The 21,256-nt window shown below is 65.5% G+C and carries 20 protein-coding genes; 2 read left to right on the plus strand and 18 right to left on the minus strand.

Annotation, left to right across the window (positions count from 1 at the left end):
- Positions 1–18 precede the first annotated feature (18 nt).
- Together WS51_RS20365 and ppsA are read right to left on the minus strand one after the other, a co-directional pair.
- The gene (locus WS51_RS20365; RefSeq protein ID WP_059450009.1) at positions 19–453 is read right to left on the minus strand and encodes an NfeD family protein; all 435 of its coding nucleotides are present in this window, start codon (positions 451–453) and stop codon (positions 19–21) included.
- A gap of 219 nt (positions 454–672) precedes the next feature.
- Positions 673–3,072, minus strand: coding sequence for a phosphoenolpyruvate synthase (ppsA, locus tag WS51_RS20370; protein WP_059450010.1), 2,400 nt, complete (start codon positions 3,070–3,072; stop codon positions 673–675).
- A gap of 376 nt (positions 3,073–3,448) precedes the next feature.
- Between ppsA and ppsR the strand changes: the two genes are divergently transcribed.
- The gene (ppsR, locus tag WS51_RS20375; RefSeq protein WP_059450011.1) at positions 3,449–4,264 is read left to right on the plus strand and encodes a posphoenolpyruvate synthetase regulatory kinase/phosphorylase PpsR; all 816 of its coding nucleotides are present in this window, start codon (positions 3,449–3,451) and stop codon (positions 4,262–4,264) included.
- 109 nt (positions 4,265–4,373) lie between these two features.
- Here ppsR and WS51_RS20380 read toward each other — a convergent pair whose 3' ends face one another.
- The 16 genes from WS51_RS20380 to rpsB all read right to left on the minus strand — a co-directional run bounded on the left by WS51_RS20380 (position 4,374) and on the right by rpsB (position 20,025).
- Positions 4,374–5,156 (minus strand): TrmH family RNA methyltransferase, encoded by a 783-nt coding sequence (locus WS51_RS20380; protein ID WP_059846056.1) that lies wholly within the window; start codon positions 5,154–5,156, stop codon positions 4,374–4,376.
- Positions 5,153–5,797 carry a ribonuclease HII gene (gene rnhB / locus WS51_RS20385; RefSeq protein WP_069229703.1) on the minus strand — a complete coding sequence of 215 codons (645 nt, stop codon included), beginning with the start codon at positions 5,795–5,797 and terminating at the stop codon, positions 5,153–5,155. The genes WS51_RS20380 and rnhB overlap by 4 nt, the downstream gene beginning before the upstream one ends.
- Positions 5,794–6,963: a lipid-A-disaccharide synthase gene (gene lpxB, locus WS51_RS20390; protein ID WP_059547264.1), complete on the minus strand. Its 1,170-nt coding sequence runs from the start codon at positions 6,961–6,963 to the stop codon at positions 5,794–5,796. Before lpxB ends, rnhB begins: the two co-directional genes overlap by 4 nt.
- Positions 6,964–6,966: 3 nt before the next feature.
- Positions 6,967–7,755: an acyl-ACP--UDP-N-acetylglucosamine O-acyltransferase gene (gene lpxA, locus WS51_RS20395; RefSeq protein ID WP_059450015.1), complete on the minus strand. Its 789-nt coding sequence runs from the start codon at positions 7,753–7,755 to the stop codon at positions 6,967–6,969.
- A gap of 67 nt (positions 7,756–7,822) precedes the next feature.
- Positions 7,823–8,290, minus strand: a complete 468-nt coding sequence (gene fabZ, locus WS51_RS20400) for a 3-hydroxyacyl-ACP dehydratase FabZ (protein ID WP_006495559.1) — start codon at positions 8,288–8,290, stop codon at positions 7,823–7,825.
- Between the two features lie 129 nt (positions 8,291–8,419).
- Positions 8,420–9,499 carry a UDP-3-O-(3-hydroxymyristoyl)glucosamine N-acyltransferase gene (lpxD, locus tag WS51_RS20405; protein WP_059450016.1) on the minus strand — a complete coding sequence of 360 codons (1,080 nt, stop codon included), beginning with the start codon at positions 9,497–9,499 and terminating at the stop codon, positions 8,420–8,422.
- Positions 9,500–9,515: 16 nt separating this feature from the next.
- Entirely contained in the window at positions 9,516–10,013 is a 498-nt protein-coding gene (locus tag WS51_RS20410; protein ID WP_040144479.1) for an OmpH/Skp family outer membrane protein, read from the minus strand.
- Between the two features lie 64 nt (positions 10,014–10,077).
- Positions 10,078–12,384 (minus strand): outer membrane protein assembly factor BamA, encoded by a 2,307-nt coding sequence (gene bamA, locus WS51_RS20415; protein WP_044843770.1) that lies wholly within the window; start codon positions 12,382–12,384, stop codon positions 10,078–10,080.
- 64 nt (positions 12,385–12,448) lie between these two features.
- A complete protein-coding gene (gene rseP, locus WS51_RS20420; protein ID WP_059798130.1) occupies positions 12,449–13,837 on the minus strand; it encodes an RIP metalloprotease RseP in 1,389 nt (462 codons plus the stop codon).
- A gap of 11 nt (positions 13,838–13,848) precedes the next feature.
- Entirely contained in the window at positions 13,849–15,045 is a 1,197-nt protein-coding gene (locus tag WS51_RS20425) for a 1-deoxy-D-xylulose-5-phosphate reductoisomerase (protein ID WP_059450019.1), read from the minus strand.
- Positions 15,046–15,060: 15 nt separating this feature from the next.
- On the minus strand, positions 15,061–15,882 hold the full coding sequence (locus WS51_RS20430) for a phosphatidate cytidylyltransferase (protein WP_059770255.1): 822 nt from the start codon (positions 15,880–15,882) through the stop codon (positions 15,061–15,063).
- The gene (gene uppS, locus WS51_RS20435) at positions 15,876–16,658 is read right to left on the minus strand and encodes a polyprenyl diphosphate synthase (RefSeq protein WP_059450021.1); all 783 of its coding nucleotides are present in this window, start codon (positions 16,656–16,658) and stop codon (positions 15,876–15,878) included. Before uppS ends, WS51_RS20430 begins: the two co-directional genes overlap by 7 nt.
- Positions 16,659–16,707: 49 nt before the next feature.
- Complete coding sequence (gene frr / locus WS51_RS20440; RefSeq protein WP_006483822.1) at positions 16,708–17,268, minus strand: ribosome recycling factor; 561 nt, start codon at positions 17,266–17,268, stop codon at positions 16,708–16,710.
- 102 nt (positions 17,269–17,370) lie between these two features.
- Entirely contained in the window at positions 17,371–18,084 is a 714-nt protein-coding gene (gene pyrH / locus WS51_RS20445) for a UMP kinase (protein WP_011885142.1), read from the minus strand.
- A 156-nt stretch (positions 18,085–18,240) separates the two neighbouring features.
- On the minus strand, positions 18,241–19,122 hold the full coding sequence (gene tsf / locus WS51_RS20450) for a translation elongation factor Ts (protein WP_059503276.1): 882 nt from the start codon (positions 19,120–19,122) through the stop codon (positions 18,241–18,243).
- A 162-nt stretch (positions 19,123–19,284) separates the two neighbouring features.
- On the minus strand, positions 19,285–20,025 hold the full coding sequence (gene rpsB, locus WS51_RS20455) for a 30S ribosomal protein S2 (RefSeq protein WP_059450023.1): 741 nt from the start codon (positions 20,023–20,025) through the stop codon (positions 19,285–19,287).
- A 389-nt stretch (positions 20,026–20,414) separates the two neighbouring features.
- Here rpsB and map point away from each other — a divergent pair, with 389 nt between their 5' ends.
- The gene (map, locus tag WS51_RS20460) at positions 20,415–21,230 is read left to right on the plus strand and encodes a type I methionyl aminopeptidase (RefSeq protein WP_059450024.1); all 816 of its coding nucleotides are present in this window, start codon (positions 20,415–20,417) and stop codon (positions 21,228–21,230) included.
- Positions 21,231–21,256 lie beyond the last annotated feature (26 nt).

A 21,256-nucleotide genomic window follows, 5' to 3' on the forward strand; every position in this document is an offset into this window, starting at 1 on the left:
TGTTGTATTGGCGGACGATCAGCCCGCGGGTTTCGCTACGACCACGAGACAGTTGCCGCGCACGGCGCGCACCTGATACACGCGCGCATCGTCGCGCTCGCCGTGCGCGAGTTCGACGTCCCAGTCGGCGCCGCGATATTGCACGCGCGCGCGGCCGTCATGCCACGCGTCGACCGTGACGGTCGAGCCGATATCGAGATTGACGTCCGGATTCGTCGACGTGTCGCGCTTCTGCTTGCGCCCGAGCCCCGACCGACGCAGCACGATCATCGCGATGATCGCGACCGCGGCGGCCACGCCGAACTGCACGTGCGGCGCGAAACCGGCCAGTTGCAGCAAGCCGCCGGCGAGAAAGCCGAGCGCGATCATCAGCAGGTAGAACGTGCCGGTCAGCAATTCGGCGACGACCAGCACGCCGACTCCGACCCACCAGAACAGATGCCCCGACATCATTGTGGTCTCCAGAAAAACGCTCCCGTACGCACACTATATTCTTCGCCGCCGCAAGCGGATGCGGCCGCCACGCCCGGGTACACCCGAAATTCGCCCGTTACGTACCGACAAACAAAAACACCCCGGTGCTTACCGGGGTGTTTATAACACGAACCTTGCATTTTGCCTTCAACACAAGCGCGGCGGAGCGCGCTTGTGCCGAGCGGACATTACCGACCGTTACTTCCGGTTGGCGAGCGCCTGCCACGTATCGATGATCGTGTCCGGGTTCAGCGAGATCGACACGATGCCTTCGTCGGTCAGCCATTGCGCGAAGTCCGGGTGATCGGACGGGCCCTGGCCGCAGATACCGACGTACTTGCCCATCTTGCGGCAGGTATCGATTGCCCGCTTGAGCAGGAACTTGACGGCCGGGTCGCGTTCGTCGAAGTCGACGGCCAGCAGTTCCATGCCCGAGTCGCGGTCGAGGCCGAGCGTGAGCTGCGTGAGGTCGTTCGAACCGATCGAGAAACCGTCGAAGTGCTCGAGGAACTCTTCGGCGAGGATCGCGTTGGTCGGAACTTCACACATCATCACGAGGCGCAGGCCGTTTTCGCCGCGCTTCAGGCCGAACTTCTCGAGCAGGCCGACGACGCGCTCCGCCTGCTTCACGGTACGCACGAACGGCACCATGATCTCGACGTTGGTCAGGCCCATCTCGTCGCGCACGCGCTTCAGTGCACGGCATTCCATCTCGAACGCCTGCGCGAAGTCTTCCGCGATGTAGCGCGACGCGCCGCGGAAGCCCAGCATCGGGTTTTCCTCGTCCGGCTCGTAGCGCGAACCGCCGATCAGCTTCTTGTACTCGTTCGACTTGAAGTCGGACAGACGCACGATCACGGGCTTCGGATAGAACGCCGCCGCGATCGTCGCAACGCCTTCCGTCAGCTTGTCGACGTAGAACTGGCGCGGCGACGCGTGACCGCGCGCGACGCTCTCGACCGCCTTCTTCAGGTCCTGGTCGATGTTCGGGTACTCGAGGATCGCCTTCGGGTGCACGCCGATGTTGTTGTTGATGATGAACTCGAGACGCGCGAGGCCGACACCGCCGTTCGGCAGTTGCGAGAAGTCGAACGCGAGCTGCGGGTTGCCGACGTTCATCATGATCTTGACCGGGATTTCCGGCAGATCGCCGCGCTGCACTTCCGTGACTTCCGTCTCGAGCAGCCCGTCGTAGATCTTGCCTTCGTCGCCTTCCGCGCACGACACCGTCACCAGCGCGCCGTCCTTCAGCACGTCGGTCGCATCGCCGCAGCCGACGACTGCCGGCACGCCGAGCTCACGCGCGATGATCGCCGCGTGGCAGGTCCGGCCGCCACGGTTCGTGACGATTGCCGCCGCACGCTTCATCACCGGCTCCCAGTTCGGGTCGGTCATGTCGGCCACCAGCACGTCGCCCGGCTGCACGCGTTCCATTTCCGACGGATCCTGGATCACGCGCACGGGACCCGCACCGATCTTCTGGCCGATCGCACGGCCCGTCGCCAGCACCTGCGACTGACCCTTCAGCTTGAAGCGCTGCTCGGCCTTGCCGCTCGCCTGGCTCTTCACCGTTTCAGGACGCGCCTGCAGGATGAAGATCTTGCCGTCGCGGCCGTCCTTGCCCCACTCGATGTCCATCGGACGCTGGTAGTGCTTCTCGATGATGACCGCGTACTTCGCCAGCTCGATCACGTCTTCGTCGGTGATCGAGTAGCGGTTGCGCTGCTCGTGCGGCACGTCGACCGTCTTCACGCGGCCCGGCTCGCCCGGCTGCGTGAATTCCATCTTGATCAGCTTCGAGCCGATCGAGCGGCGGATGATCGGATACTTGTCCTGCGCAAGCGTCGTCTTGAACACATAGAACTCGTCCGGGTTCACCGCGCCCTGCACGACGGTTTCGCCCAGGCCGTAGCTCGACGTGATGAACACGGCGTCCTTGAAGCCCGATTCGGTGTCGATCGTGAACATCACGCCGGCCGCACCGACGTCCGAGCGGACCATGCGCTGCACGCCGGCCGACAGCGCGACTTCGGCGTGCGTGAAGCCCTTGTGCACGCGGTACGAGATCGCGCGGTCGTTGTACAGCGACGCGAACACGTGCTTCATGCGATCGAGCACGTCGTCGATGCCGACCACGTTCAGGTAAGACTCCTGCTGACCCGCGAACGACGCGTCGGGCAGGTCTTCCGCGGTCGCGGACGAACGCACGGCGAACGACAACTCGCTCGGCGAGCCGTTCTTCAGGGTTTCGAACTGTGCGCGGATTTCCTGCTCGAGGCGTGCCTGCAGCGGCGCCTCGACGATCCACTTGCGGATTTCGGCACCAGCTTCGGCGAGCGCCTTCACGTCGTCGATGTCGAGCGACTCGAGACGCTTGGCGATGCGATCGGTCAGATCGTTGTGCTTGAGGAAATCACGGAAGGCGAGCGCGGTCGTGGCGAAACCGGTGGGCACGCGAACGCCTGCTTCGGAAAGCTGGCTGATCATCTCGCCGAGCGACGCATTCTTGCCGCCCACGATCTCCACATCGGTCATCCGCAACTGCTCGAACGGGATTACATACGCCTGGTCCTTTGCGACGTTTGCTGCGTTAGTCATACAAGCCCCTAAGTGTGAAAAAAATGCTCGATTGCGCAAGTGGGCTCGGACGCGGGCGCTTGCAAAAAGGCGCGGCGCGTCTTGCGCAACCTGTTGGAGAAACAATCGCAGCGGCGGAAAATCTTCCGACCCGATTTGCAAAAATCCCGGCAGAAGGGCGATATATTCAGACGAATCGCCGAACTTGCCGGGAGTTTTCGATCGATCAGGGCAAGCCCGCGGTGCCGTTCGCACCGTGCCCCCGCAATTGCTTATCCAACAGGTTGCCGCTATTCTACCGTGCCGGATGCCGGATGTGGCGCGACCTTGTCACTGCGTCTGGAGGCGGACCTCCAGCCGCCCGCGCAACCGCCCTTCACGCTCGACGCCCAGATTCATGCTGCCTACCGTTTTCATCGTCTCCGACGGCACCGGGATCACTGCCGAAACCTTCGCGCACTCGATCCTCTCGCAGTTCGACCAGAAATTCCGCCTCGTACGCTTGCCATTCGTCGACTCGCTCGACAAGGCGTTTGCGACCGTCGAGAAGATCAACGAAGCCGCGGTGCACGACGGCCGGCGCGCGATCGTGTTCACGACGCTCGTCGACAGCGAGTCGAACGACATCGTCAAGCGCTCGAATGCGCTCGTGCTCGACATGTTCCAGCGCTTCGTCGAGCCGCTCGAGCAGGAACTGGAGCTGAAGTCGAGCCACGCGATGGGCCGCGGCCACCAGAACGCCGATACCGAGGAATACAAGACGCGGATCGAGGCGATCAACTTCTCGCTCGCGCACGACGACGGCCAGTCGAACCGCAACCTGTCGGAAGCCGACGTGATCCTGGTCGGCGTGTCGCGCAGCGGCAAGACGCCGACGAGCCTGTATCTCGCGATGCAGTACGGCGTGAAGGCCGCCAACTACCCGCTGATTCCGGAAGACTTCGAGCGCGGCAAGCTGCCGTCGGCGCTGTCGCCGCATCGCGACAAGCTGTTCGGGCTTTCGATCGACCCGCAGCGTCTGTCGGAGATCCGCAACGAGCGCCGCCCCGGCAGCAAGTACGCGGCCCCGGAGAACTGCCGCTACGAGATCAACGAGGCCGAGGCGATGATGCGTCGCGAAGGGATCAAGTGGCTGTCGTCGACGCACAAGTCGATCGAGGAGATCGCCACGACGATCCTGCAGGAAATCCGTCTCGACCGGCAGTCGTACTGACGGCCTGGCCGTCGGCCGCCGCCGGAAACAGAAAGGCCGCGTCGAACGCGGCCTTTTTTCATGGTGCGGGTTACGGCGCACGGACAACGCCGTGCGTCACGTCGTCATGTCATGCGCGCCGCTGCTGCCGCACCTGCTCGAACAGGCACACCGCCGCCGCTGCCGCGACGTTCAGCGACTCCATGCCGCCCGGCTGCGGGATCGTCACGCGATGCGTGGCCGCATCGCGCCAGAACGCCGACACGCCGGCGCCCTCGTTGCCGAACACCCATGCGACGGGCCCGGACAGGTCGCAGTCGTAGACGGCCTGCGCACCGTGCGAATCGGTCAGCGCGATCGGCACGTCGAGGCGCACGGCGAGCGCGTCGGGCTCGACGTCTTCGTGGATCGACAGCAGGAAATGCGCGCCCATCGCCGAACGCAGCACCTTCGACGACCACGCGTAGGCCGTGCCGGGCGCGCAGAAGACGTGCCGCACGCCGGCGGCCGCCGCGCTGCGCAGGATCGAGCCGACGTTGCCGGCGTCCTGCACGCCGTCGAGCACGACCGACGTGTGCGCGATGCGCTCCGGCAGCGGCTGCGCGGGCCGATCCACGAGCAACAGGAAGCCGACACCGCTGACCACGTTCGACAGTTGCCCGAACAGCGCATCGGGCAGCGTGACGACGCGCTGCGCATCGACGCGCGCGATGAGCGCCTGCGCTTCGTCGTGCGCGAGCGCGCCTTCGGTGGCGACGCACAGTTCGGGCACAGCGCCCGTGTCGAGATACGCGCCGGCGAGGTGGAAACCCTCGAGCAGTGCCTGGCCGCCGCGGCGCTGCTGGGACGTCGAACCCGCGAGCGCCTTCAGGCGCTTGTACAGCGGATTGTCGCGGGAAGTAATGCTTTTCATCGAATCAGGTCAAGTGCCGCACGCACCGGCGCGAACGAGCGCCGATGGGCTTCGCACGGGCCGTGCTCGCGCAGCGCGGCAAGGTGTTTCTCGGTGCCGTAGCCGGCATGCACGTTGAAGCCATATACCGGGAAGCGCTCGTGCAGCTCGACGAGCATGCGGTCGCGCGCGACCTTCGCGAGGATCGACGCGGCCGAGATGCTCGGCACGAGCGCGTCGCCGCTGACGATCGCCTCGGCACGCACCTTCAGCGTCGGGCAGCGATTGCCGTCGATCTGGGCGAGCGTCGGCAGCACCGACAGGCCTTCGACGGCCCGCTTCATCGCGAGCATCGTCGCGTGCAGGATATTGAGCGTGTCGATCTCGTCGACGCTGGCCAAAGCGACGCAATATGCGCGCGAGCGCGCGACGATCAGGTCGTACAGCGCGTCGCGCTTTTTCGCGGACAACGCCTTCGAATCGTCGAGCCCGTCGATCGGCTGCGCGGGATCGAGGATCACCGCGGCGGCAACCACCGGCCCCGCGAGCGGGCCGCGGCCCGCTTCGTCGACGCCGCAGACGATCTCGTCGGGCCGGCTGAAGTCGAAGCCGCTTTGCACGTCGATCGACACGCGGCGGCGTGGTGCACGAACTGCCGTCATGCGCGCCCCTTGCGTTGCTCGAGGACCCGCACGACCGCCTCGGCCGCCTTCGCGGCCGTGTTCTGCCGCAGCGAAAGATGCATTTCGGTAAACACTTCGGTCAGCGTGCGGCGGTTCGCGTCGTCGCGCAGCTGCGTGAGCGTCGCATCGGCGAGCGCCTCGGGCGTCGCGAAATGCTGCAGCAGCTCGGGCACGACGAAGCGCCCCGCCAGGATGTTCGGCAAGCCGACGTACGGCAGATAGCCCTGACGGCGCATGATTTGCCCGGTCAGCCACGGCACCTTGTACGAAATCACCATCGGCTTCTTGAGCAACGCGGCTTCAAGCGTGACGGTGCCGCTCTTCACGAGGATCGCATCGGCGGCCGTCATCGCGACCTGCGAGCGCCCGTCGGTGATCGTCAGCGCGAGCTGCGGATGCGCGTCGACGAGCGGCTGCAGCAGTTCGCGCAGCGCCGGCGTCGCGGCCGGCATCACGAACCGCACGCCGGGCTCGCGCTGCTGCATCAGCGCCATCGCCGCGAAGAAGGTCGGGCCTATCAGCGCGATCTCCGAGCGCCGGCTGCCGGGCAGCACGGCGATCACGGGGCCGTCCACGGGCAGGCCCAGTGCGATGCGCGCGCCGTGCGTGTCGGGCTCGAGCGGAATCTCGTCGGCCAGCGGGTGGCCGACATAGGTCGACGCGACGCCCGCCTTGTCGAGGATCGCCGGTTCGAACGGGAACAGGCACAGCATGTGATCGACGGACTTCGCGATCTTCTTGATCCGCCCGCCGCGCCACGCCCAGATCGACGGACACACGAAGTGGATCGACGGGATGCCCGCGTCGCGCGCGGCCTGCTCCACATTGAAGTTGAAGTCGGGTGCGTCGACGCCGATGAATGCGTCGGGCCGCTCCGCGAGCAGCTGGCGCTTCAACTCGCCGCGAATCCGCAGGATCTCGGGAATCTGGCCCAGCGCCTCGACGTAGCCGCGCACCGTGAGCTTGTCCATCTGCCAGTGCGAGTCGAAGCCGTGCGCGAGCATCCGCTGCCCGCCGATCCCGTAATAGTGAGTCGACGCGGGCAGCCGCTCGTGAAGCCCGCCGAGCAACGACGCCGCGAGCAGATCGCCCGACGGCTCGCCGGCCACCATCGCGAGCCGGAGCTGATTGGTCGGGAGCGACATCGCTTAGCGGATGATGCCGCGTTGGGACGCGTCGATGAACGCGACGAGCGCGGCGACTGCCGCGTCGCCATCGCCGCCCGCGGCCGCCAGCTCGCGCAACTGCACCTTCGCTTCCTCGAGCGACAGGCCGTTCTTGTACAGCAGGCGGTACGCGCTGCGCAGCGCCGAGATCGCGTCGGGCGAGAAACCGCGCCGGCGCAGCCCTTCGACGTTGATGCCGTGCGGCTCGGCCTTGTTGCCGGCCGCGATCACGAACGGCGGCACGTCCTGCACGAGCGCCGATGCGCCGCCCAGCATCGAATGCGCACCGATGCGCACGAACTGGTGCACGCCCGACATCCCGCCGACGATCGCAAAGTCGCCGATCTCGACGTGGCCGGCCATCTGCGCGTTGCTCGACAGAATCACGTTGTTGCCGACGCGGCAGTCATGACCGATGTGCACATAGGCCATGATCCAGTTGTCGTCGCCGAGCGTCGTCACGCCGGCGTCCTGGACGGTGCCGGTGTGGATCGTCGTGAATTCGCGGATCGTGTTGCGGTTGCCGATCACGAGCTTCGTCGGCTCGTCCTTGTACTTCATGTCCTGCGGACGACCGCCGACCGACGCGTAATGGCCGATGCGGTTGTCCTCGCCGAGCGTCGTGTGGCCTTCGATCACGCTGTGCGAGCCGATCGTCGTACGCGCGCCGATCGTGACGTGCGGCCCGACGATCGCGTACGGCCCGATCTCGACGGACTCGTCGATCTGCGCGCCCGGTTCGACGATCGCGGTAGGATGAATCCTGGTCATGCGCCGTTGCCTCTCGATATGATGTGTCGCGTTGCTCGCGTTACGTTACCCATGCGTGCCGCGTCGCTCAGGGCGCCGCGTCGGCCGTCTTGACCGTGCACATCAATTCGGCTTCCGCCGCCACCTTGCCGTCCACTTCCGCCACCGCCTTGAACTTCCAGATGCCGCGGATGTAGCGTTCGAACGTCACGTTCAGAATCAGCTGGTCGCCCGGTTCCACCACGCGCTTGAAGCGCGCGCCGTCGATGCCGACGAAGTAGTACAGCGTGTTTTCCGGATCCTTCGGCTGCTCTTCCGCGAACGTCAGCAGCGCGGCCGCCTGAGCGAGCGCCTCGAGGATCAGCACACCCGGCATCACCGGCCGCTTCGGGAAGTGCCCCTGGAAGAACGGCTCGTTGATCGACACGTTCTTCAGCGCTTTGATTCCCTTGTGCGGCTCGAGTTCGAGCACGCGATCGACGAGCAGAATCGGATAGCGATGCGGCAGCAGCGTGAGGATCTTGTGGATGTCGAGATTGATTTTTTCAGTGCTCATGATGGTTCGTCTCACGCAGAAGCTGCGCGGTGGTGATGCAAAGGCTGAAGCGGGCCGCCGCGCGGCCCTGTCTGGCAAACCGGGCCGGATGCGCTGGCCGTGCCCGGTTCGTGGTCTCGCATGGTGCGCTCAGGCGTGCGTGCCGCCCTGGGCGGCCAGTGCGGTTTCGAGCGCCTTGATGCGGTCGCGCAACTTGTCGAGGTTGCGCACGAGCGCGGCGCTCTTGTTCCATTCGCCGTGGTCGACGGCCGGGAATGCGCTCGTGTAGATGCCGGCCTTCGGCAGCGACTTCGACACGCCCGAATTCGCGGTGATGATGACATAGTCGCCGAGCGTCACGTGGCCGGCGATCCCGGCCGCGCCGCCGATCATGCAGTGGCGGCCGATCGTCGTGCTGCCCGCGATGCCCGCCTTGCCGGCGATCACCGTGTAGGCCCCGATCCGGCAGTTGTGGGCGATTTGCACCTGGTTGTCGATCTTCACGCATTCCTCGATGACGGTGTCCGCCATCGCGCCGCGGTCGATCGTCGTGTTCGCGCCGATCTCGACGTCCGGGCCGATCGATACGCCGCCGACCTGCGGGATCTTGACCCAGCTGCCGGTGCGCGCATCGCCGTCGCCGACGAAATCCGGCGCGAAGCCGAAACCGTCGGAGCCGATCACCGCACCCGAGTGGATGATCGCGCGCGGGCCGATCTTGCAGCCGTGGTACACCGATGCGTTCGGATAGATGTGAGAGCCCGCGCCGATCGTCGTGCCGCGCCCGACGAACACGTTCGCGTCGAGCTGCACGCCGTCCTCGATCACCGCGCCGGCCTCGACCGTCACGTGCGGACCGATCACCGCGCTCGCCGCGACCTGCGCGGCCCGGTCGATCGTCGCGCTCGGATGCACGCCGGCCGCGCGCGGCGGCATGGCGAGATCGATGAACATCTGCGCGACGCGTGCGAAGTACGCGTAAGGATTCGGCGTCACGATAAAGTTGCGGGGGCCGGCGGCCTCACCGAGCTTTTCGAGATCCTTCGGCGCGATCAGCACCGCGCCGGCACGGGTCGTCTCGACCTGCGACAGGTACTTCGGATTCGCGAGAAACGCGAGTTGCTGAGGGCCTGCCTGGTCGAGCGGCGCGAGGCCGCCCACCTTGCACTGGGCGTCGCCGACGATCTCGCCGCCGAACCGCGTTACGAGTGCCTCAAGCGTCAATGCCATTCGTCGTCTGCTCCGTTCAGTTCGTCGAGCCGGACGCGAGCGCCTTGAGCACCTTGTCGGTGATGTCGATGCGCGGGCTGACGTACACGGCTTCCTGCACGATCAGGTCGTAATTCTGCTGCTCGGCGATCTGCTTGATGACCTTGTTCGCGCGCTCCAGCACCGCCGCCAGCTCCTCGTTGCGGCGCTGGTTCAGGTCTTCGCGAAATTCGCGCTGCTTGCGCTGGAAGTCGGTATCGAGCTGCGCGAGATCGCGCTGCTTCTGCGCGCGATCGGCCGCCGACAGCGACGCACCGTTCTTGTCCAGCGAGTCGGACATCGACTTCAGACGCGCCGCGAGGTCCTGCAGATCCTTGTCGCGCTTCGCGAACTCGGCTTCGAGCTTCGTCTGCGCCGCCTTGGCGGGCGCCGACTCGCGCAGGATCCGATCCGAATTGACCGCCGCGATGCGGGCGACGTCCTGAGCATGCGCCGTCGCCGCGCCCAAGGCCAGCGCAACGGTCAGCGCACACATCACTCGTTTCGAAAACTTACCGGTTAGCAAAATTACCCTCTCGTTGCTGTTGTCATGCGTTCGATCAGAACGCCGTCCCGATCTGGAACTGGAATTTCTGGTACTGGTCGCCTTCATGCTTCTGCAGCGGGAAGCCGAGGCTCAGCTTCAGCGGGCCGATCGGCGAGATCCATGCGAGGCCCACGCCGTAGCCGTAACGCAGGCCGTTCGCGCCGGTACTCGTGCCGCCCGGCGCGTTGCCCCACACGTTACCGCCGTCGAGGAACGTGAACACACGCAGCGTGCGGTCGTAACCGGTGCCCGGCAGCGGGAACGTCAGCTCGATGTTGCCGACCACCATCTTCGAACCGCCGATCGGGTCGTTCGTCTTCGTGTCGCGCGGGCCCAGCGAGCTCGGCTCGTAGCCACGCACGGAGCCGATACCGCCCGCGTAGTAGTTCTTGAAGATCGGGTACGGGTTGCCGATGCCGTTGCCGTAGCCGCCTTGCAGGTTCAGCCCCAGGATGAAGCCGCGCGAGAACGAATAGTAGTACTGCGCCTGCAGGTCGGCCTTGTAGTACTGGATCTTGCCGACCGGCACGCCGTATTCGACGTTCGCCTGCGTGAAGTAGCCGCGGCTCGGGATCAGCGCGCTGTCGCGCGCGTCGCGCGACCACGCGACCGTCAGCGGCACCGTGTTCGACACGCGGCCGAATTCGTTCACGTAATCCTGGTAGCTTTGCGGCGTGTTCGAGTCGACGTCGAGACGGTTCTGCTCGAAGCCCGCGCCGAAATAGACGGTGTCGACTTCCGAGAACGGAATGCCGAATTTCAGGTTGCCGCCCGCGCTGATGATCCGGAAGCTCGAGCTCGTCGAGTAGTAGAGCGGCTGGTACGTGCGGTAGTAGACGTCCGTGATCCGCTTGATGCCGTCGACCGTGAAATACGGGTCGACCTGCGTGACCGTCAGCGTGCGGTAGCTCTTCGCAGTGTTGACGTTCACGGACAGGCTCGTGCCGGAGCCGAACACGTTGTCCTGCGACACGCCGGCCGACAGCACCACCTTGTCCGTCGACGAGAAGCCCGCGCCCAGCGTGATCGCGCCGGTCGGCTTTTCATCGACCTTCACGTTCACGTCGACCTGGTCGTTCGTGCCTTCGACGGGTACCGTCGTCACGTCGACGTTGGTGAAGTAGCCGAGACGGTTCACGCGGTCCTTCGACAGCGCGAGGCGGTTCGAATCGAACCACGAGCTTTCGAGCTGGCGCATTTCGCGGCGCACGACCTCGTCGCGCGTACGCGTGTTGCCGACCACGTTGATGCGACGCACGTACACGCGGCGGCTCGGATCGACGACGAGATTCAGGTTCACCTTGTGGTTCGCCTGGTCGATGTCCGGCTGTGCATTGACGGTCGCGAACGCGTAGCCGTATTCACCGAGCTTGTCGACGATCGACTTCGTCGTCTGCTGCAGCTTTTCGGCCGAGAAGCGATCGCCCGGCTTGATCTTGATCAGCTTGTTCAGTTCGGCTTCGCGATCGAGCAGGTTGCCCGACAGCTTGATGCCCGACACCGTGTACGGCTCGCCTTCGTGCAGCGTGACCGTCAGGTACATGTCCTTCTTGTCGGGCGAGATCGACACCTGGGTCGACTCGATGTTGAACTCGAGATAACCGCGGTTCAGGTAGTACGAACGCACGGCCTCGAGGTCGCCCGTCAGCTTTTCCTTCGAGTACAGGTCGTTCTTCGTGTACCAGGAGAACCAGTTCGGCGTCGACAGCTGCATTTCGTCGCGCAGCGTGCTGGTGCTGAACGCCTTGTTGCCGATGAAGTTGATCTGGCGGATCTTCGCGCTCGGACCTTCGGCGACCGCGAACAGGATCGACACGCGGTTCGCGTCGACCGGCGTGATCGTCGTCTTGACCTCGGCCGCATAGAAGCCGCGCGTCAGGTACTGACGCTTGAGCTCCTGCTCCGCCTTGTCGACGAGCGCCTTGTCGTAGTAGCGGCCGTCGGCCAGACCTACCGCGCGCAGCGCCTTCGTCAGGTTGTCCTTGTCGAATTCCTTCGTGCCGGTGAAGTCGATCGACGCGATGGCCGGCCGCTCCTGCACCTGCACGATCACGACGTTGCCCTGGGTGGCAATGCGCACGTCGTTGAAGAAGCCCGTGGCGTACAGCGCACGAATTGCTTCGGATGCCTTGTCGTCGGTGAAGGTATCGCCCTGCTTGATCGGCAGGTAGGCGAACACCGAACCCGCTTCGACGCGCTGCAACCCCTCGATCTTGATGTCTTGCACCACGAACGGTGCCGCTGCATGCGCCGCGAGGCCGTGCGCGGCGAGCGCGGCCGCTGCAACTGTCTTAGGTACAAAGCGATGAGGTTTGAACAACGTGCATCCCCAATATTTAGCTGCATCAAATCAGGCGGCGGCCGACTGGCCGCCGCCTGACGCTTCAGAAATGGATTAACCGAGCCAGGTCGTTGAACAGCGCGATCGCCGACAACGCGACGATGCAGATCAACCCGGCTCTTTGCAGAATCAGCTGCCAACGCTCCGAGACGGCTTTCCCGGTCGCGGCTTCAACCAGATAATATAACAGATGCCCCCCGTCCAAAACGGGAATCGGCAGCAAGTTCAGCACCCCGAGGCTAATGCTGACAAGGGCGAGGAACGACAGGAAGGCCGACGGACCGAGCCGCGCGCTCTTGCCCGCGTAGTCGGCGATCGTCACCGGGCCGGACAGATTCTTCAGCGATGCATTGCCCGTGATCATCCGGCCGAACATCTTCAGCGAATAAACGGCGATGTCCCACGTGCGATGCGCGCCGAGCCGCAGGCTCTCGATCGGCCCGTAGCGCACGTCGACCGACGGCGTGTGCATCGACAGCGCCGCGCCGATGCGTCCGATCTGCTGCCCGGTTTCATCGTCGCGCTGCGCCTGCGGCACGATCGACACCGTCCGGGAAACGCCGCCGCGCTCGACCTGCAGTTCGACCGCCTGGCCCGCATGGTGCTTCACCGCATCGATGAAGCGCGATGCGCCGCCGATCGGCTTGCCGTCGAGCGCCAGCAGCTTGTCGCCGGCCTTCAGGCCCGCCTGCTCGGCCGCGCTGCCGGGCTGCACCGACGCCACCGACAGCGTGCCGCCGCCGGTCTCGAAGCCCAGGTGCATCATGAAATCGTCGTCGAGCTGGCTTTCGGGCACATTGCGCAGGTCGACGCGGAAATCGAACGTCGCCGCGCCGCCGTCGCGCGCGCCCAGCACGACCTCGCGATGATCGAACGCGGCGGACAGCAGCTTCCAGCGCAAGTCCGACCACGAGCGCACCGGCACGGCCTCGCCGCCTTGCGCGTCGCCTTCGCGCACGTCGCGGATCGAAACGATCGTCTCGTTGCCGTCGAACCCGGCACGAGCGGCCACCGTGCCCGCGGCCGGCGGTGCGAGCACCGCTGCGGGCTCGGTCACGCCGGTTGCGAATACCGCGGAAAACAGGACGATTGCCAACAGGAAGTTCGCGATGGGGCCGGCGGCGACGATCGCGATGCGCTTGAACACCGATTGCCGGTTGAATGCCTGATCGAGCTCCTCGGGCTTGATGGCCGGCCCCGGTTCACGCTCGTCGAGCATCTTCACGTAGCCGCCGAGCGGCAACGCGGAGAGCGTCCACTCGGTGCCCGTCCTGCGGCTGACCCACCGCGCGACGGGCTGGCCGAAGCCGATCGAGAAACGCAGCACCTTCACGCCGCACCAGCGCGCGACGCGATAATGTCCGTACTCATGCACGACGACCAGCACCCCGATCGCCACCGCAAACGCGATCAGTTCGACCAGCACGTTCATGAGCACCTCATTCAGACAGCGCGCTCCACGCGTGGCGCAGGCGCTTTCGCAATGATCTCGGCGGCGAGGCGGCGTGCCTCGGCGTCCGCCGCAAGGACGTCGTCGAGCCCGTTCGGATTACGGTTCGGCAGTGCGTTGAGCACCGCATCGACCGTCGCCGCGATCGCCATGAAGCCGATCCGGCGCTCGAGAAACGCTTCGACCGCAATTTCGTTGGCCGCGTTCAACGCGGCGCTCGCGATACCGCCCTCCTCGAGCGCCTTCAGCGCGAGCGCGAGGCACGGGAAGCGCGTGTAGTCGGGCTTCTCGAACGACAGTTGCGCGATCTGCGCGAGGTCGAGCTGGTCGACCCCGGCGTCCACGCGCTCCGGGAACGCCAGCGCATGCGCGATCGGCGTGCGCATGTCGGGGTTGCCGAGCTGTGCGAGCACCGAGCCGTCGCGGTACGACACGAGCGAATGGATCACGCTCTGCGGGTGGATCAGCACGTCGATCCGGTCGCCCGGCAGGCCGAAGATCCAGTGCGCCTCGATCACTTCGAGGCCCTTGTTCATCATCGTCGCGGAATCGACGGAAATCTTGCGGCCCATCACCCAGTTCGGGTGCTTGCATGCTTCGTCCGGCGTCACGTCGACGAGCGTTGCCGGCTCGCGCGTGCGGAACGGGCCGCCCGATGCGGTCAGGATGATCTTCGAGATCCCGCCGTGCTCGTTCTCGTCGCGCGGCATGCACTGGAAGATCGCGTTGTGTTCGCTGTCGACCGGCAGCAGGATCGCGCCATGGTCGCGCACGGCGTCCATGAAGATCGCGCCGGACATCACGAGCGATTCCTTGTTCGCGAGCAGGATGCGCTTGCCGGCGCGCGCGGCCGCGAGGCTCGGCGCGAGGCCGGCCGCGCCGACGATCGCGGCGACGACCGTATCGCAGCCGTCGCTCTTCGACACGTCGACGAGCGCCTGCGGCCCGTACAGCACCGTGGTCTTGCTGCCCGCCGCCCGCAGTTTCGCCTCAACGTGCGCCGCGGTGTTCGCATCGCCGACCACCGCGATTTCGGGTGCGAAGCGCAGGCACTGCTCGACGAGCTTGTCGCCGTTGCGGTGCGCGGTCAACGCGTAGACGGAGAAACGCTCGGGATGGCGGGCGACCACGTCGAGCGTGCTGTCTCCGATCGAGCCCGTGGAACCGAGCAGTGTCAGACGTTTTTGCATAGCAGAAATAGTGGTTTAACCAAGCAGCAGCATTGCGAGCGGCAGCACGGGCAGCAGCGCGTCGACGCGGTCGAGCACGCCGCCATGACCCGGCAGCAGGCCGCTCGAATCCTTCACGCCCGCCTGACGCTTGAGCAGCGACTCGAACAGGTCGCCGATCACGCTGTAGACGACCAGCAGCGTCAGCGCGGCCCACGCACCGGGCATCCCGTAGCGTGCGGCGAATGCGGAAAACAGGGTCGGTTCGAACCAGTGCGCGGCCATCGCGACACTCGCGACGACCATCACGGCGAGCCAGCCGCCGATCGCACCTTCCCAGCTCTTGCCGGGGCTGATCGTGACGGCCAGTTTACGCTTTCCGAAGGCCTTGCCGGCGAAGTATGCGCCGATATCGGCCAGCCATACGACCAGAAGCAGCGACAGCACGAACGGAACGCCCTGCGCACGCGCTGCGACGACCGCGTGCCAGCAGGCCGCGAACACCACGAGCCCGGCTGCGAGCAGGAACGGCCGCCATACGCGGCCCGCGAGCTCGGGCTTGCGCCGCAGCGAGAACGGGCCGACCAGCAGCCAGAACACGCCGGCCGCCATGAAAAGGGGACGGGACGAGGCCGCCTCGACGCCGAGCGGCGCGGTCGCCGCGAGCGCCAATGCCGCGACGATCGCGTAGACGATCGAACCGGTCGCGCCGAGCTTGAGCAGGCGCGCCCACTCCCACGCGGCGAACACGAGCACGACGCCGATCAGCGCGCCGAACGCGGCGAGCGGCGCGAACAGCGTCACCGGCAGCAACACTGCCAGCATCACGACCGCCGTGATCACACGGGTCTTCAGCATGAAAGGGAATCGGCGTTCTGCGATTGCGGTTCGAGCTGTGCGCTGGTGCGCCCGAAACGGCGCTCGCGCTCGGTATACGACGCGATCGCGTCGGCCAGCGCCGCGCCGTCGAAGTCCGGCCAGTATTTGTCGGTGAAATAGAATTCGGCGTATGCGAGCTGCCACAGCAGGAAATTGCTGACACGCTGCTCGCCGCCGGTGCGGATGAAGAGATCGGGCTCCGGCGCATAGGCCATCGCCAGGTGCGGCGCGAACGCGTCTTCGGTCACGTCGACCTCGCGGCCCTCGCGCGCGGCCTGCTCGACGAGCTTCTTCGTCGCCTGCAGGATGTCCCAGCGGCCGCCGTAGTTCGCGGCGATCGTCAGGGTGAGACGGGTATTGCGCGCCGTCTTGGTTTCGGCGCGCCGGATCAGTTCGCGGATGCGCGGCTCGAAGCGCTCGAGATCGCCCACCACCCGCAGGCGGATCCCGTTTGCATGCAGCTTGCCGATCTCGCGCTCGAGCGCGGTAATGAACAGCCGCATCAGGAACGACACTTCGTCGCTCGGCCGGCGCCAGTTTTCCGAACTGAACGCGAACAGCGTCAGGTATTCGACGCCGGCGCGCGCGCAGCCTTCGACCACCGCCCGCACGGCATCCACGCCGCGGGTGTGCCCCGCGACGCGCGGCAAGCGGCGTTCGGTCGCCCAACGGCCGTTGCCGTCCATGATGATCGCGATATGACGCGGCACGGCGCCGACGTCAGGCACGCGAACGGTAGAGCTGGTATAGGTCATGGCCGTTGAGACAGTAATGCGGGAAGAAGGCGGCGCGCGAGGACGGTCGTCAGACCGTCATGATCTCGGCTTCCTTGGTCTGCACGAGCTTGTCGACTTCGGCAACGTGCTTGTCGGTCAGCTTCTGCACGTCGTCGCTCGCACGGCGCTCGTCGTCTTCCGAGATTTCCTTGTCCTTCACGAGCTTCTTCAGCGCTTCGTTCGCGTCGCGGCGCAGGTTGCGGATCGCGACCTTGGCCGTTTCGCCTTCGCTCTTGACGACCTTGGTCAGCTCGCGGCGGCGTTCTTCCGTCAGCGCGGGCATCGGCACGCGGATCAGGTCGCCCGCGGTTGCCGGGTTCAGGCCGAGGTCGGCTTCGCGAATGGCCTTCTCGACCTTCGCGACCATGTTCTTTTCCCACGGCTGCACGCCGATCGTGCGTGCGTCGACGAGCGTCAGGTTCGCAACCTGCGAGATCGGCACCATCGAACCGTAGTAGTCGACCTGCACGTGATCGAGCAGACCGGTATGCGCACGGCCCGTACGGATCTTCGCCAGATCGTTCTTGAACGCTTCGATCGAGCGTTGCATCTTCTGCTCTACGCCCTTCTTGACATCAGCGACACTCATTTCAACCTCCAAACCTTCCAACCTTCAAAGAACGCGGGCCCCGCCCGGCGCGCCACGCACCGCGGCCAACGACCCACGCCGCTTGCCCGCATCCGCGGGAGTTTACACGTGGACGAGCGTACCTTCGTCCTCGCCCAGCACGATACGCTTGAGCGCGCCCGGCTTGTTGATCGAGAACACGCGAATCGGCAGCTTCTGGTCGCGGCACAGCGCAAAGGCGGTGGCGTCCATCACCTGCAGATTGCGGCTGATCGCCTCGTCGAAGCTGATCGTCGTGTAGCGCGTGGCCGACGGATCCTTCTTCGGATCGGCAGAATATACGCCATCGACCTTGGTCGCCTTCAGCACGACCTCGGCACCCACTTCCGAACCGCGCAGCGCGGCGGCCGTGTCCGTCGTGAAGAACGGGTTGCCCGTGCCGGCCGCGAAGATCACGACCTTGCCTTCCTCGAGCTGGCGGATCGCGCGAGGCCGGATGTACGGCTCCACGACCTGGTCCATGCGCAGCGCGGACTGCACGCGCGCGACGATGCCGGCGTGGCGCATCGCGTCCTGCAGCGCCAGCGCGTTCATCATCGTCGCCAGCATCCCCATGTAGTCGGCCGTCGCGCGGTCCATGCCGGCCGCGCCGCCCGCGACACCGCGGAAAATGTTACCGCCGCCGATCACGACGGCGAGTTGCGTACCGAGACCCACGACTTCGGCGATATCCGCCACCATCCGCTCGATCGTCGCGCGATTGATGCCGAAGGCATCGTCGCCCATCAGCGCTTCGCCGGAGAGTTTGAGGAGGACGCGTTTATAGGCATTGGACATAGGGGCTTCCGAGCGACGAGAGGATGACAACCACGAACTGTAGGGGCGAAATACTGATTCGGGCAAGCGCCGACGACCGGACCGGGTTTCCCGGCCGGCCGGCGGCGCCGCCGGCCGCGGCGGAGCGGACGCCCGCCGCGGATACTGCCTGACTGCTTACTGCTGCTTTGCTGCTGCGACTTGCGCGGCCACTTCGGCGGCGAAGTCGTCCTGGCGCTTCTCGATGCCTTCGCCGACGACGAACAGCGCGAACTTCTGCACTGCCGCATTCGCTGCCTTGAGCATCTGCTCGATCGTCTGCTTGTCGTTCTTCACGAACGTCTGGTTCAGCAGCGACACTTCCTTCAGGTACTTCTGGACGCTGCCGTCGACCATCTTCGCGACGATTTCAGCCGGCTTGCCCGATTCGGCAGCCTTCTGCTCGGCGACGCGGCGTTCCGTTTCGATCAGTTCCGCCGGCACGTCGGCCGACGACAGCGCGACCGGCTTCATCGCGGCGATGTGCATCGCGACGTCCTTGCCGACCTGCTCGTCCGCGCCCGTGTACTCGACGATCACGCCGATGCGCGCGCCGTGCAGGTACGTCGCGATCTTGTTCGCGGTTTCGAAACGGACGAAACGGCGGATCGAGATGTTCTCGCCGATCTTGCCGACGAGTGCCAGACGCACTTCGTCGACCGTCTTGCCGTCGAGCGCCAGCGCCGACAGGGCTGCCACGTCGGCCGGGTTCTGCGTCGCGACGAGTTCCGCGACCGTCTTCGAGAATGCGAGGAAGTCGTCGTTCTTCGCGACGAAGTCGGTTTCGCAGTTCAGTTCGACCAGCGCGCCCGCGTTGCCGCCGACGAACGATGCGACGACGCCTTCGGCCGTCACGCGCGATGCCGCCTTGCTCGCCTTGTTGCCGAGCTTCACGCGCAGCAGTTCTTCAGCCTTGGCCAGATCGCCGTCGGCTTCCGTCAGCGCCTTCTTGCACTCCATCATCGGTGCGTCGGTCTTTGCGCGCAGTTCTGCCACCATGCTTGCGGTAATTGCCGCCATCATTCGCTCCTTGAGTCTGTATTCACAACGCCGCCCGCTTGGACGCGAACGGCCGAAAATCGTTTCCGGACCCGCGCCGATTTCGCGCGATCAGGTCCGGCGCACAAGCTTAAAAAAAGGGGGCCTGTTGAGAGCCCCCTTTTTGCGCCGGCTCGGGGCCAGTTACGCGTTTTCCTCGACGTACTCGTCGTCGCCACGCACAGCCTGGACCACTTCGTTGACCGCGTTCGCACGGCCTTCCAGGATCGCGTCGGCCACGCCTTGCGCGTACAGCGCAACTGCCTTGCTCGAGTCGTCGTTACCCGGGATCACGTAGTCCACACCTTCCGGCGAGTGGTTCGTATCGACCACGGCGATGACCGGCACGCCCAGCTTGTTCGCTTCGGTGACGGCGATCTTGTGGTAGCCGACGTCGACGACGAAGATCGCGTCCGGAATGCCGCCCATGTCCTTCACGCCGCCGATCGACTTCTGCAGCTTGGCGATTTCACGCTCGAACAGCAGCGCTTCCTTCTTGCTCATCTTCTCGAGTTCGCCCGCCTCGACTGCCGCTTCCATGTCCTTCAGGCGCTTGATCGAAACCTTCAGCGTCTTGAAGTTCGTCATCATGCCGCCGAGCCAGCGTGCGTTGACGTACGGCATGCCCGCGCGCTGCGCTTCCTGGGCGATCGTGTCACGCGACTGACGCTTCGTGCCGACGAACAGGATCGTGCCGCGGTTCGCTGCCAGCTGGCGCACGTACTTCTGTGCGTCCGTGAACATCGGCAGCGTCTTTTCGAGGTTGATGATGTGAATCTTGTTGCGGTGACCGAAAATGAACGGAGCCATCTTCGGGTTCCAGAAACGGGTCTGGTGACCGAAGTGGACACCCGCTTCCAGCATTTGGCGCATCGTGACTGCCATGTAAATTCTCCACGAGGGTTGGGTCTTAAGCCGGCTGCCGTACCGCCGCGCGAACGCGCCCCGAAGGACCCTCGTTCCGCGCGGCCGGCACCCTGGTTGCGCCGGCTTGCGATTCGACACGTGCGAAAATGCCCGTGCCGCAAGCCTTTCATCGCCATGCCGCCCGACACCGCCCCATGACGGTGCACGCTTGGCATTTGGATGTCGACTTAGCCAAAGAGTATAGCACGCCGATTTGTCGGCTCTCAAGTCGCCCGACACTTTCGCTTGCCGCCCGGCAGCCGGCCGGACAATCCGCGAAAACCCGCATCGGCACCGCCGGCAGGGGCTGCGAGGCCCGCCATAAGGTGCGATAATCCGTCAATTCACCGCATTCCAGGCATACCTCGATGGCTATTACGCTCAAAAACGAACACGACATCGCCGAGATGCGCGTCGCCTGCCGTCTCGCGAGCGAAGTGCTCGACTTCATCACGCCGCACGTCGTCGCAGGCATCACGACCGCCGAACTCGACCGGCTCTGTCACGAATTCATGCTCAACGAGCAGGGTACGATCCCCGCGCCGCTGAATTATCAGCCGCCCGGCTATCCGCCGTACCCGAAGGCGACCTGCATCTCGGTCAACGACGTGATCTGCCACGGCATTCCGGGTGAGAAGGTGCTCAAGAACGGCGACGCGCTGAACATCGACATCACCGTGATCAAGAACGGCTACTTCGGCGACACCAGCCGGATGTTCATCGTCGGCGAGGGCTCGATCCTCGCGAAGCGCCTCGTGCAGACGACCTACGAGTGCATGTGGCTCGGCATCGACCAGGTCCGGCCCGGCGCCCACCTCGGCGATATCGGCCACGCAATCCAGAAGCATGCGGAAGCGCAGGGCTACAGCGTCGTGCGCGAATACTGCGGCCACGGCATCGGCACGGTGTTCCACGAGGATCCGCAGGTGGTCCACTACGGGCGCCCGGGCACCGGCATCGAGCTGAAGGCCGGGATGATCTTCACGATCGAGCCGATGATCAACGCCGGCAAGCGCGACATCCGCACGATGCCCGACCAGTGGACGGTCAAGACGCGCGACCGCAGCCTGTCCGCGCAGTGGGAGCACACGGTGCTCGTCACCGAGACGGGCTACGAGGTGCTGACCGTGTCCGCCGGCACGCCGGCGCGCCCGGTGTTCGCGCAACCGGCCGCCGCGGTCTGAGCCGCCGCGCCAGCCCCGCCCGCCCC

Source organism: Burkholderia territorii (genome assembly GCF_001718335.1).
In the GTDB taxonomy this organism is placed as follows: Bacteria; Pseudomonadota; Gammaproteobacteria; order Burkholderiales; family Burkholderiaceae; genus Burkholderia; species Burkholderia territorii.